The sequence below is a fragment of the Rosistilla carotiformis genome (assembly GCF_007753095.1).
GTDB classification, from domain to species: domain Bacteria; phylum Planctomycetota; class Planctomycetia; order Pirellulales; family Pirellulaceae; genus Rosistilla; species Rosistilla carotiformis.
This window is the reverse complement of sequence record NZ_CP036348.1, coordinates 7,351,241-7,364,903: the sequence shown is the minus strand read 5'-3', so window position 1 is coordinate 7,364,903 and position 13,663 is coordinate 7,351,241. Positions and strand designations below refer to the sequence as shown.

Here is a 13,663-nt window from a genome sequence, read left to right as displayed (position 1 = left end):
ACGCGTCGCTCGCGTAGCGGGGCCGCTAGTCGTGTTGGATGTAGGCGATGATTCCCAGCTGAGCTTTCGGCGATCCGCCCAGCTGAACTCGGCGGGCGAAGACCTTGGAGCCGTCGCCAAATTCGCTGGCCGTTGCACCTTCGGCGAAGAAGGTTTTCAGCTGAGCAAACTCGTCGGTAATCGAAGCGTTATCGACAGCTTGAACGCGTCCATTGTGGAACTGCAACACGATACTGCCCGCGATATCGGTCACGTAGATCGTCACCCGTTCGGGAGCGACGGCGGTGAATAGTTCCTCCAAGCGACTGCGGAGATCGAGTTCGATAATGTTCAAGCCAAACAGGAGGCCGTTGCTGTCGAAGGTCGCCTGGACGCCACTGACGACCAACGGCGATCGGTTGTTGACCGGCACGTTCTCGCTTATTTGGTCGTTGGTGATCAGCACCACGTCGTCGGGACGCAGCGAATGGATCACTTGGGTTCCCTCCTCGTCGCGCTCGCTCGCCTCGCGTGCTAAAAGATCTCGCTCGGGCACACGAAAGACGCGTCGCCCGACTCCACTGCGTTCGGATCGAATCAGTTCGCGGATCCCCCCTCCTTCCTCTTCGATGCATGAATACGCGACCAAGTAGGCGGGGTTCGCCTTCAGCAAACCGCCGAACAGATGCGCCTGGCGGTTCAGCAATTCGACTGGCCCGACTTCGGCCATCGATCCGTCCGACTGCGGAGCGATTGCGGTGCCACCTTGATGCGATGCAACGACAGCTTCCATCAGCGGCAGCTCGGAAACGAAGTGCAGGTTGCGGACCATCCCCTCGGTCTCGAAGTTCAAATTCACTTCGAGTTCGCGTGTGAACTCTTGAGCCGACGCATAACGCGCCTGCTGCAGCGCCGACCTGCCTTGACGCGCGGTGTAAGCGATCGCCGCGCCACCGATCAACAGCAGCGAAGTGGCCAACAGCAGCGACTGCGTTGCCGTCGGATGATCGGCCATCCAGCGTTTGAGGCGTTGTTTGGTGGGAGGTTTGTAGGCATGCACCGGTGTGCCGGCGATAAATCGCTCGATCTCGACCTCCAGCGCCTTGGCCGATTCGTAGCGCAGATACCGCTTGCTCGAGAGGGCTTTGACGCAGATCGCGTTCAATTCCGGCGGCACCGACGGCACCAATTTGATCGGCGGCACAACTTCGCCAGCAACGATCTGCGACATGATGTCCGACCGGCTGCTCCCCGTCTCCGCGTCTTCGATCGCCGATTGGTGCGGTGCGACGCCGGTCAGGATCGCGTACAGAATCCCGCCAAGCGCGAACACGTCGGTCAGTTCATCGACTTCGTCCAGCCGCCCCGACGCTTGTTCGGGAGCCATGTAGAGGGGCGTTCCCAGCACGCGGCCGACCTGCGTCGAACCGACGCTGTGCAAGTCGCCCGGTTCGGTCCGGCCGTTGACTTCGTACATCCCCGACGCGTCGTTGATCATCGCCAAGCCCCAATCCAATAGGGTCACTTGGCCGAACTCATCGAGAGCGACGTTTTCCGGTTTTAGATCGCGATGGATCACCTTGCGCGAATGCGCGTGCCCGACCGAATTGCAGACGTTGATCAGCGCCGACAGCAATCGGTGCAGCATCATCGGGTCGTCGTTTCCCGCTTCGCGTCGTTCGTGGTATTCGGCGATCGCATCCTGCATCGTCCGCTTGCCAAGAAACCGCATCACATAAAACGACTTGCCCGTCGCTTCATCCTCGCCGTATTGATAGACCGGAACGATCCCGGGATGTTCCAGCCGGCCGGTGATCTCGGCTTCGCGGCGGAAGTGGTCCAAAGCGACATCGCCCGGAGCCACTTCGCGGGAGATCTCTTTCACCGCCACATAACGCTGCAGGTTTTGGTCGCGAGCCAACCAGACGATCCCCAGACCGCCCTGCCCCAACTTACGCAGCAACGTGTAGCGCGAACCGACCTGCCGGTCTTGGACCTCGTCCTGCGACAGGACCGACGTATCGGCGATCCCCAGCAACTTGGCGACCTTGCCGTTGGGATCCAATTGAGCCAGCCAATGCTGCTCGCGATCCGAACTGGTCATCGGGTCCTTGTTTCCGTTGGCACCGTTGCTGCGAGCATTGCGATCCAGCTTGGCGATCGACGTCAGCATCTGTTGAGAGCGCCGTTGGACCGCCGTTCGCTGGTCGGCCGAGATCGTCTTCTGCTCGAACAAATGATCGGCCAGCGACAGATTGCCGTGCGTCGTCCAGCTCTTCGCCGCTCCGGCAAGAGTCCGCACGTTGGCGTGCCCCATCTTCAGCAGCGCAACAGCAAACGCCAGATCGCGACTCTGTTTGGTCCCCTTCGCAGTGTCCGCGTCGCTCCCTGCCGACGGACTCGCTCCATCGTGCGCCAAGGTTTGCTCCAGTTCTGGCATCGCCGCCGAACCCTCGTCGGTCGCACTGCTGTCGGTTGTTTTCATCAAATCGCTCATCATGTCTCTCCCCAAGAGATTGTAGTTCGCAAAGGGGCGTGTTCGCGATCCCAACCCGTGTTTTGCATTGTTTCCTCGCACCAACGCCCGCCTCGAAACGCCGGCACGAGTCACATTGGCTGCGGTTTCATGTAAGCTCCGCACGATTCGCGGACGATCAATTGGCTTGCCAACAGGTACTGACGCGGCGGCACCACCACCTTCTCGATGCAGTCGAGCATCGATCGGAAGGCGACCATCGCGATGTCGCGGCACGGTTGCCGGATGGTTGTCAGCGGGACGGTCAGCAGTTGCGCATACTTCACGTCGTCGAATCCAATCAGCCGGATGTCCCGGGGCACTTCGATCCCCAGCTTCGCCAGCGTTTGCATCAACGTGGCGGCAACGCGGTCGTTGGAACAGATGATGGCGTCCAGTGGATCGCGAGCGTCAGCGGCCGACGCATCGGCCACCAAACGGAACCGGGCGATCAGTTTTTCGATCTGATCGACGTCGTCCGGTTCGAACCGGGCAACCTGCAGCGGGCGGGCGGACGGCTCTTGGGAGATCACCGCCTCCCGCGCTCCGGCGATTCGTTGAGCGATGGTCGGGGCCGTTTGCGGCGGCGCCAAAAACAGCAGCCCGTTGCAGCCGAGCTTCAATAGATGTGATGCCGCAGTAAAACCAGCGGCAAAATTATCGATCCCGACCAGATCGAATTCGCTGCGCTGCGGAAAGGGATGGATGTCGCGGTCGACCAAGACGACAGCGATCCCCGCCTGCCGCAACCGATCGGTGATTCGGAAATTTAGGTTTTGGCTGTCGGGATGGTGCTCCAACGGGACAAAAAAGACTCCCGGCACGCCCCGCTGGATGAACGCGTCGCACAGCTGTCGCGAAGCTTCGATCGGATCGGCACCAACGGTCACCGATTGGGCGTTGGTCGGATCGGCAAAAGCTTCGTTGACGTTGGGGTGCACTCCTTCCCTGCCCCACAGCAAGGCACAGTCATGCAGCCGGGCGAGTCGCGCGATGTCGCCGCAGATGACTTCCAGGATCTCGGTCGAACCGATCTCCGGCGCCAGCAGCCCGATCACTCGCTGCCCCTCTTCGACCACCGCCGCCTGCTGACGGACAAACGTTCCCGAACCGGCTCGCCGTTCGATCAGCCCCTGGTTCTGCAGCTCGCGAAGAGCCCGAGCGGCGGTCGGACGCGAGACATCGAATCGCCTGACAAGCTGCGTTTCACTTGGCAACCTACCGGTGGGTTGGAACCGACCAGCTGTAATGTCGGCGAGCAATTTATCGGCGATTTGACGGTATTTTGTATCGGCCACGATTCCCCTTACGTTTTCAGAATGCCTGCAAAGCATTGATTGCAAAAGATGTTATTGGATGTGAATCCGGCGCAAACTCACCTCAAGGGCTTGTCACTAACAGGTTGACAACACGTGCTTACAGCTATTGTGACATTCTCGGCGAGTCTGTCCATGGTAACCGGTCGTCACCTGCGTAGGATTGCCGACGTAGGGACGCAACACCACGTAAACGAAGACACCACCTCAACGGAGGCAAAGATGAGTATCGCGGTAACCCAATCCGATCGTTTCCATTTGGATAGCGACGCGCGCAGCGAGCTGCCCGAACCGGCAAAGGGAGGACGAGCCAAGCACTATTTGTTGGCCAGCGATTTTGATCAGACACTTAGCTTCAACGATTCGGGGGAAGTTTTGAGCGAGATGCTGGGGCTGCCGGACTTTGAACGCAAAGTCAAAGGGCTAGCCAGTTCCCATCTGGTTCAACAGGGGGGCGAACTGACCTATCTGCTGCTGCACGATCCCGATTACCGCCAGGTCCGCCGCGAACACCTGGTCGAAGCGGGACGGCGGATTCGGCTGAAAAAGAACCTGGCTCCATTGATGGACCTGCTCGATCGAGGCATCGACGGCCATCGGTTTACGTTTTATGTCGTCTCTGCATCGCCGGAAGAGGTGGTGCGGTCGGCGCTCGAGGGAATCGTGCCAGCCGATCGGATCTTCGGCACTCGGTTGAACTTCGACCCCGATTCGGGCGAGATCAGCTCGGTCGCCCAATTGACCGCGGGCTACGGCAAGGTGACCGCCTTGGACGAACTGCAATCGCAACTGGGAGTCAGCTGGGACCGGATCGTCTACGTCGGCGACGGCAGTTCCGATGTCCATGTGATGCTGCACGTCAATCGCTGCGACGGATACACGATCGCGGTTTCCGAAAACCAACACCTTGCCCCGATCGCCCGCCGGACGGTCCTCAGCGACAACGCGTTCAGCGTCTTGATCCCGATCCTGGAAGATGTGATGGGCTGGACCGATCGGACGAAGATTCGCGAGCTGTTCGAAGCGAGCGGGTTGGATGTCCAGGGCTGGGAAAAATCGCAAGTCGATCGGCTGACGATTCTGCCGACCGATGCCGACACCCGAGATGCGTCGTCCGCGACTGCCGCTTCGTGAGCATGGATGCTTCGTCGACGACCAACATTGGGCGTCGTCAATTATCAACACCAATTTGGATCCACGATTCGATTCTCCTATGAACAATATCGCTGTACCTCAATGGATTGTGCGTAACGACTCGGGAAATCCGCTAACGGCCTCTCTCTGGGCAGTGCGTGGATTGTTTTTCCTGAACGGTTTTTTGTATGCGACCTGGGCGACGCGAATCCCCGCCATCCAGTCTCAGTTCCAACTATCGCACGCTGCTTTAGGCGTTGCGTTGATGATGGTGGCGTTGGGAGCTGTCGTTGCGATGCCCACCGCCGGTTGGCTCTGCTCGCGTTGGGGCAGTCGTCGCGTTGTCGCGATCAGCTTGCTGCTCTACATCGCGGGCCTGCCGTTGGTGGCGCTGATGCCCAGCTTGACCGCGCTCTTTATCGCGTTGCTGTTGTTCGGCGTCGGGCACGGCATGTTGGACGTGTCGATGAATGTCCAAGCGGTGGAGGTGGAGCGGCGGTGGCAGAGGCCGATCAATTCATCGATCCATGCGCTCTGGAGTGTCGGCGGATTGTCCGGCGCGATCGCTGGTAGCGTGATCGGACTCTGGGGCCTCGCCGCCGGCCTGCACTTTGCCCTGGTCTCGGCGCTCCTTTCGCTTGCGATCGTACCGATCGTTACCCGCCTGTTGATCGAATCGCCAACCGCCGCATCGGACACGCGGGACGAGGAAACCGGAGCACCGTCCCAGCCGCGCGGCAGAAACCGGGCGTTGATCCTGTTGGGAGCGATCGCGTTTTGCATCATGGCGGGTGAGGGTGCGATGGCCGACTGGAGCGCTGTGCTATTGAATCAAGTTCTGGGAGTCAGCGAAGGGCTTGCCGCAACGGGCTACGCGACCTTTGCCATCGCGATGGCGGCGGGCCGATTTGTCGGCGATCGCTTGTCGATGAGGCTGGGACCGATGAATCAGGTACGGATCAGCGGGCTCGTCGCGTTGGCAGGGTTGTTGATTGTCGTCACTTCGTCCCATCTCGCATTGGCATTGTTGGGGTTTGCGATGATCGGTGGCGGCTTCGCCACGATCGTCCCCGCCGTCTTTAGTGCCTGCGGACGGTTGGACAATGTCCCGGCAGGCGTGGCCTTGGCGACGGTATCGACGATCGGATACTTCGGCTTCCTGTTGGGGCCGCCGTTGATCGGATTTGTCGCCGAATGGCTTAGCCTGAGGATCGCACTGGGCTGCCTGTCGGTGACAACCCTGGCATCGGTTCTGCTCGCGACAACCCTAGCCCCACGTACCACCGCAACGGACGACACCAGCCAACACGATCGCTGTGCCGCATGATCACGATCGACACAGTTGTCGAAGTTAACGGCTGGAGTCGAGGCTTCAGCCGAAACGGAAATCCCGCAGGGATTCTAAGAACGTAGCCGGTGGTCTGAGCGCAGCGAACACCACCCCCGACTGGGGCGCATGAATCATTTGCCACAGAGGTCACCGAGACCACAGAGAGAAATAGAGACCATCCGCAACCCTCGGTGACCTCTGAATCCTCTGTGGCAAAAACATTCACGATTTACCGGATCGCACAATCGAACGCCGCCCCCGACGGGGGCGCATCTCATCGCAAAAGAATCATTTGCCACAGAGGTCACCGAGACCACAGAGAGAAATAGAGACCATCCCAACCCTCGTTGACCTCTGAGTCCTCTGTGGCCAAAACATTCACGATTTACCGGATCACGCAATCGAACGCCGCCCCCGACGGGGGCGCATCTCATCGCAAAAGAATCATTTGCCACAGAGGTCACCGAGACCACAGAGAGAAATAGAGACCATCCCAACCCTCGTTGACCTCTGAGTCCTCTGTGGCCAAAACATTCACGATTTACCGGATCACGCAATCGAACGCCGCCCCCGACGGGGGCGCATCTCATCGCAAAAGAATCATTTGCCACAGAGGTCACCGAGACCACAGAGAGAAATAGAGACCATCCGCAACCCTCGGTGGCCTCTGAGTCCTCTGTGGCAAAACATTCACGATTTACCGGATCACGCAATCGAACGCCGCCCCCGACGGGGGCGCATCTCATCGCAAAAGAATCATTTGCCACAGAGGTCACCGAGACCACAGAGAGAAATAGAGACCATCCCAACCCTCGTTGACCTCTGAGTCCTCTGTGGCCAAAACATTCACGATTTACCGGATCACGCAATCGAACGCCGCCCCCGACGGGGGCGCATCTCATCGCAAAAGAATCATTTGCCACAGAGGTCACCGAGACCACAGAGAGAAATAGAGACCATCCCAACCCTCGGTGACCTCTGAGTCCTCTGTGGCCAAAACATCGATATGTGATCCCTCCGGGACCATCGCGCATAACGGCCTCGCATTCCGGAGGTGCACCGCTGCGCGACGACCTCCGGCTACCTTCTTGCATCCCTTCGGGATCACCTCGCGCTGAGATTACCGTAGGCCCACACTCTCACCGCCGCAATTCGACTCTTGGGTTCACCGATGGTATCGTTACGCGTTTCACGAATCGATGAATGCATCGGCCTGATGGGCCGAGAGAACGATGGAGTCCCCACCGATGAACCCGCGACAACTTCTTGTCCCGCTTGCCCTCCTGTCGCTTGCGATTGCCGGCGAGCAACTCTTCGCCGACGCCCCGCTGTCGGTCGCTGCTGATTTCGAAGGGGGATCGGTTGCAGAGGTCGAAATCGATCCGGCGGCTGGCAGCATTCGATTTATGCCCGGCGGAGATCCCGCCCGCGGCTGGCCTTGCTGGTGGTACTTTCGCATCGATGGTATCCAACCCGGGCAAACGATCACGCTTCAGCTGCGTGGCTCGACAGCCACCGTCGGCAAACAAAAACCGCTGGGGGCGTCCTGGGCAATGCCAAAGCGAGCGACCTATTCGACCGACGGCAAAACATGGCGACAAACCGATCCGGGGCAGCGCGACGGACCGATCATGACCTATGAACTCACCCCCGATACATCGTCGGTGTACGTCGCCTGGGGACCGCCTTACACACCCAAGACCGCGGAAAAACTTGCGACTCGATTGAGCGAAGCCTCACCGCATGTCGAAGCGATGCAGTTGTGCCGATCGCGCGAAGATCGCGCGGTTCCGATGCTCCACTTCCGCGAGGGAACGCGCACGGCGGAGCAGCGCTTTGGCGTCTGGATCCAAGCCCGGCAGCATGCTTGGGAGAGTGGTTCCAGCTGGGTCGCCGAGGGTTTCGCTGATTGGTTGGCCGGCGACGATCGCCAAGCGGCTTGGCTGCGACAACACGCCGACGTCTATCTGGTTCCGATCATGGACATCGACAACACAGCGACCGGCAACGGCGGTAAAAACGCGATCCCGCGCGACCACAATCGCGACTGGTCGGCCAAGCCTCATTGGAACGAAATCCTCGCGGCTCAGCAAAAAGTGGGCGAGCTGATCGACCAAAACCGGATGGATCTGTTCATCGATCTCCACAACCCAGGCCCCGGAGATCCCACCTTCTTCTTCGTCCCGCCGCGGGAATTGTTGAAGCCTCAGGCGGTGGAAGCAGCCGACCAGTTCATGGAACTTGCCTACCAGCGGATCAGTCGCATCGAGCCTTCGATTCCGATGAACAACAAGCCGAGGGTGACGGGATCGAATTACCACCCGCTGTGGCGACAGATCAGCAAGAACTGGGTCAGCCTGAACGGCAATCCCCACACGGTCAGCGTCTGCCTGGAAACGGCCTGGAATTCTCCCGCGAGTACACAGGCGGGCTACAAAGCTGTCGGCGAAAACCTCGCCATCGCCACGCAACAGTTCCTGGCCAAACAACCCGAAAAACCGTAGCGTCGCGGGCAGCTGTCGATCGATAAGCGATCTCGCTTCCCAACCGAAGTGCCCGCGTTTAACGCCCGACGCAGACGAGTGGCGGCGCGGAGCGGCTGATCAGTCGTACTTCACGTGCACGCGTTGGCAACCGGGATCCTCTTCCGTCGCCACTCCCACTTCGTCGACGGGGTGCGTGTACAAATAACGCCAGACGGGATCAAACTTCAATCCGCCGTCTTCGTTTTTGGGCGAAGAGCGACCGGGGGTGACCGAGCCATGGGCGCGGCCAGCGTCTCCTCCCACATCCGCTGCGGTGATCAAGCTGCGCGAGTTCTCGTAGGGAGGCGTGGTGGAATCGACGTCGACGATCGGGCCAAACGCATTCATGCCTAACATCTCCCAAGAGCGACAATAATGGTCGCCGGTCCAACCGCCATCCAGGACGTGAGTGAACCCGAAGAATCGATTGGCGGGAGTGGCCGAGGGCAAGCTCTGCCAATCCTGATCCTGGTCTCTCGGCCCGCACAACATCACAACCCGATCGACGCGTTGATGCTTGGCGAACCGAGCGGCGGTGGTGCTGCCGTGCGACGCACCGGTCATGATGATCTTGTCCCAACGCAATCGCGATCCACCATCGGCCAGAAACTGCTGCCAGTTCCCCTGCGGATTCTCCTTGGACAACCACAACAACAATTGACGCGCTCGCTCGGCAGCTCCATCGGGAGGCATCAGATCCAGTTCATCGCTGAAATCCAATCCGGTGGCCGCTTCCAACCGAATCCGCCCGCGAGCGTACGCATCCGAAGGTTGGGGTGGAGCTAGCTTGCCGAACCATCCCCGTGCGTAACTGACTCCGATCGCATGGATACCGTATTCGTTCCAACGCTCGAACAGTCCGCCGTTGTGCCCCATCAACCAGATCGCCAATTTGCCCTTGGGAGCGACGCGGGTGTCGACCGACGCGAACTCCAAATCGGCAGGCTTCTCGTCGCTACCCGAAACAAAACCGATCGCCGGATATTCCCCGGTTCGCGAATCGATCTCGCTGGCGCGAACGCGAAACTGATACCGCTGCGGCGACGGATCTTTCACCGTCTTCGGTTCTGCTGGGATGCCACGGACGACATCGCCACCTTGCTGAGCCGCCTTGTGAGCGACGGTTTGCAAAAACGCGGCGTATTCGGGTTCGAGCTTTTCGGGAACATACTCGTTGCCGACCGCACTCTCGGCGAACAAGCCCTCGAACCAAACGCAGGCTCCCAGATATTCACCCGCCAAGTTGGCGTGATGGCCATCCATTCCGAGCGTCCGTTTGCCATCGCGATTGTTCCAGCGGTATCCGGTGTGCAGCGAATGCGTTTGAGCGGGCAGTTCGGGGTATTCCAGTTTCCCGGCGTCGAAGTCCTCCGCCGCGCGATAACCAAACTTGGGATCGTTATCGGCGATCCAAAACGCATCGCCGACAGGAATCCGGCTCGCCGAAAGCTCGGCAGCAATCGTCCGGTACGCATCGCTCAACCCTTCGTACATCGCCTGCTGCGTTGTCGGGCCACCATTGGATTTACGCGAACTACGAAAGCGAGGATCATCGCTTCGGTAAGCCCATGTTTGATGCACCAACAGCTTCGCCTGCGGCGCGTAGCGATGGATGATATCAGCCAACTGGGCCGCGTACGGACGATACGTCTCGACGTCATGACTCCGCACGCTCAGTTGTTGGATCGTGACGAAATCCCAGTCTTCGCTCTGCAACGCCTGCTGCAAACTCTCGCCTTTCGAATAGAAAGCCGATCGATCGCTGCGATCCTTCTCAAACGCGAGTGCTTTCGCCGCGTGCAGTTCCAGCGGCGACCCGCCGATCGTCAGCGATTTGTGAGTCAGCTTGTGGCCAGCCGCCTCGGTGATCTCATCGAGATAACGCGTTGCGTTATTCGTAAAACTGTTGCCGATCGTGAGGATGCGAACGTGCTTGGGCGAATCGTCGTTCGTTGGATCCGCACCCACCGACTCACCGAACCCGATCGTAGTGAGGGCGAAGAGCCAAAAGAACATGCGTGCTCGAAACATAGTGTCGTCTGCTGTGGGGTAAGAGAAAGGAGAGTGATGTCAGGGTCCAACAATGATAACTCAAACCGATCCCGATTGGAGACGCCCCGTTTGCTGGAGTCGAGGCTTCAGCCGAAACGGAAATCCCGCAAGGATTCAAAGAAGGTAGCCAGTGGTTTGAGCGCAGCGAACAGTTGGAGTCGAGGCTTTAGCCGAAACCGATGAGTCAGCGGATCCCATACGGTAGCCGGTGGTTTGAGCGCAGCGAACACCACCGGTACGGATCGCGCAATCGAACGCCGCCCCCGACGGAGGCGCATCTCATCGCAAAAGAATCATTTGCCACAGAGGTCACCGAGCCCACAGAGATAAACCCAGAGACCACTGCAACCCTCGTGCCCTCTGAGCTCTCTGTGGCAAAAACATCGATCTGCGATCCCTCCGGGACCATCGCGCCTCGGGGCCCTCACGTTCCGGAGGCACTCCGCTGCGCGACAACCTCCGGCTACCATCTCGCATCCCTTCGGGAGCATCGGTTTCGACATAACCGCAGCAAGTCGAAATGGCCACCGGATCCCGCAGCGGATCCCATACGGTAGCCAGTGGTTTGAACGCAGCGAACACCACCGGTACGGATCGCGCAATCGAACGCCGCCCCCGACGGAGGCGCATCTCATCGCAAAAGAATCATTTGCCACAGAGGTCACCGAGTCCACAGAGAGAAACAGAGACCATCCCAACCCTCGGTGGCCTCTGAGTCCTCTGTGGCAAAAACATCGATCTGCGATCCCTCCGGGACCATCGCGCATCGGGGCCTCACGTTCCGGAGGTGCGCCGCTGCGCGACGACCCCCGGCTACCTTCTTGCATCCCTTCGGGAGCATCGGTTTCGACATAACCGCAGCAAGTCGAAATGGCCACCGGATCCCGACGGGATCCTAAACGGTAGCCGGTGGTTTGAGCGCAGCGAACACCACCGGTTCGGATCATGCAATTGTTCGCCGCCCCCGAATGGGGGCGCACAACCTTCGCAAAAGAAGCGTTTGCCACAGAGGTCACTGAGCCCACAGAGATAAACCCAGAGACCACTGCAACCCTCGGTGCCCTCTGAGCTCTCTGTGGCAAAAACATCGATCTGCGATCCCTCCGGGATCATCGTGCATCGGGGCCCTCGCATTCCGGAGGTGCGCCGCTGCGCGACGACTCCCGGCTACCTTCTTGCATCCCTTCGGGAGCATCGCGTCCAGCACACCTGCCGCACGATGAACACCAACGAAAACGGTTTCGCAATAGAATTCACCGACACCGAACCCGCGATCCACTAGATCACGGAGCCCATGGTTTGGGGCCGTTCTTTTTTTGCTGGAGGAATTTCGCATCGACCGATTTGTACCACGCGTGCAACCGACGGCGCATTTGATCGACGCGGTCGGGCTCTTCGGAAGCCAGATCATTCCGCTCGCCTTTGTCCGACTTGAGATCATACAGTTGAACGCGGCCATCTTCGTAGCGTTCGATCAATTTGAAATCCCCTTCGCGAATCGCACCCGCCGGAATGCCCCCTTGGTTGCTGTAGTGAGGATAGTGCCAGTAGAGCGATTGGCGATCGAGCGAATCGCCTCGCAGTGCCGGCATCAGATCGACTCCATCGACCGCGTGTTGGTACTCGACCCCTGCGGCAGCTGCGACGGTGGGAAACAGATCGATCGAACAGATCGGCTGGTTACAGACCGAACCGGGCTGCGTCACCCCGGGATAGCGAACGATCCACGGCTCGCGAATCCCTCCCTCGTACACCCAACCCTTCCCGCCACGCAGCGGCAGGTTGCTGGTCGGCGAACCTTCGCTAGTCGACAGGCCACCGTTGTCCGACGTGAAGATCACGATCGTATTGTCGGCCACGCCCGACGCTTCGAGCTGCGCCAGCACTTTGCCAACCGCTTCGTCCATCGCCTCGACCATCGCGGCATAGACCGCATGCTTCTGCAAGATCCGCACCTTCCGCGGCTGATCGCCAAAGACCTGCTCTTCGTCACCAAACTCCTGTCCGTTGATCTGCGCTGCCTTCGCTTTGTATTTGGCGATAAGATCGGGGCGCCCTATCAGCGGCGTGTGAACCGAATAGAACGACAGGTAGGCGAAAAAGGGCCCCGTCTTGTGAGCATCGATGAAGCGTGCGGTGTCGCGAGCCAACCGGTCGGGCAGATGGTCCCCATCGGGACTCTCCACCGCCATCTGCGGATTCTTGAACGGTGCAAAATACTTCTTACCCGTGTAGGGGCCGCCTTTGCTGTGCCCTCCCACATTGACGTCGAAGCCTTGGTTCTGAGGGTAATACTCTTCGGATTCCCCCAGATGCCACTTCCCGGCAAAGAAAGTTGCATAGCCCTTGGTCTTCAGCGCCTCGGCGACCGTCACTTCTTCCAGCGGCATGTTGTCGTTTAACGGAGCCGGTTCAAAGGTGCCGCTTCGCTTGCCGGAGAAGAAATTGGTGGCATCGACGCGCGACGGGTATTTGCCCGTCATCAAACTGTAGCGCGTGGGTGAGCAGACCGGATTGGCGGCGTACCCATCGGTGAAACGCATCGCGGTATTCGACAGAGCGTCGATGTTCGGCGTCTCATAAAAACAGTCCGGGTTGTTCGCTCCGATATCCATGTAGCCCAAGTCATCGACAAGAAAGACGACAACGTTGGGAAGTCGAGCGTCGTCGGCAGCGCGAGCGAACCCACCAAAGCTGGCGAACATCGAGACAAGAACCAACAGCGCGAGCGAATCGCGAACCACAAATTTCAAAAGCTGCATCGTTACCGCCATAAGATGATTTCTATTTCGAGAGGAACCAGGAACAGAGG

At 59.4% G+C, this 13,663-nt stretch carries 7 protein-coding genes; 3 read left to right on the top strand and 4 right to left on the bottom strand.

Annotation, left to right across the window (positions count from 1 at the left end; genetic code table 11):
- Window positions 1-25: 25 nt before the first annotated feature.
- Both Poly24_RS26475 and Poly24_RS26470 read right to left on the bottom strand, forming a co-directional pair.
- The gene (locus Poly24_RS26475) at window positions 26-2,464 is read right to left on the bottom strand and encodes a serine/threonine-protein kinase (RefSeq protein WP_197452192.1); all 2,439 of its coding nucleotides are present in this window, start codon (window positions 2,462-2,464) and stop codon (window positions 26-28) included.
- A gap of 122 nt (window positions 2,465-2,586) precedes the next feature.
- Complete coding sequence (locus tag Poly24_RS26470) at window positions 2,587-3,792, bottom strand: GntR family transcriptional regulator (RefSeq protein WP_231753369.1); 1,206 nt, start codon at window positions 3,790-3,792, stop codon at window positions 2,587-2,589.
- Between the two features lie 240 nt (window positions 3,793-4,032).
- On the opposite strand from Poly24_RS26470, the gene Poly24_RS26465 reads away from it, so the two are divergent.
- The 3 genes from Poly24_RS26465 to Poly24_RS26455 all read left to right on the top strand — a co-directional run bounded on the left by Poly24_RS26465 (window position 4,033) and on the right by Poly24_RS26455 (window position 8,778).
- Window positions 4,033-4,944 (top strand): HAD-IB family phosphatase, encoded by a 912-nt coding sequence (locus tag Poly24_RS26465; RefSeq protein WP_145102464.1) that lies wholly within the window; start codon window positions 4,033-4,035, stop codon window positions 4,942-4,944.
- Window positions 4,945-5,023: 79 nt separating this feature from the next.
- On the top strand, window positions 5,024-6,271 hold the full coding sequence (locus Poly24_RS26460) for an MFS transporter (protein ID WP_197452191.1): 1,248 nt from the start codon (window positions 5,024-5,026) through the stop codon (window positions 6,269-6,271).
- A gap of 1,250 nt (window positions 6,272-7,521) precedes the next feature.
- Window positions 7,522-8,778 carry a M14-type cytosolic carboxypeptidase gene (locus tag Poly24_RS26455; RefSeq protein ID WP_231753368.1) on the top strand — a complete coding sequence of 419 codons (1,257 nt, stop codon included), beginning with the start codon at window positions 7,522-7,524 and terminating at the stop codon, window positions 8,776-8,778.
- A 99-nt stretch (window positions 8,779-8,877) separates the two neighbouring features.
- Here Poly24_RS26455 and Poly24_RS27605 read toward each other — a convergent pair whose 3' ends face one another.
- Window positions 8,878-10,830, bottom strand: a complete 1,953-nt coding sequence (locus Poly24_RS27605) for a BPSS1187 family protein (protein ID WP_231753367.1) — start codon at window positions 10,828-10,830, stop codon at window positions 8,878-8,880.
- Between the two features lie 1,304 nt (window positions 10,831-12,134).
- The gene (locus tag Poly24_RS26440) at window positions 12,135-13,613 is read right to left on the bottom strand and encodes a sulfatase (RefSeq protein ID WP_145102461.1); all 1,479 of its coding nucleotides are present in this window, start codon (window positions 13,611-13,613) and stop codon (window positions 12,135-12,137) included.
- Window positions 13,614-13,663 lie beyond the last annotated feature (50 nt).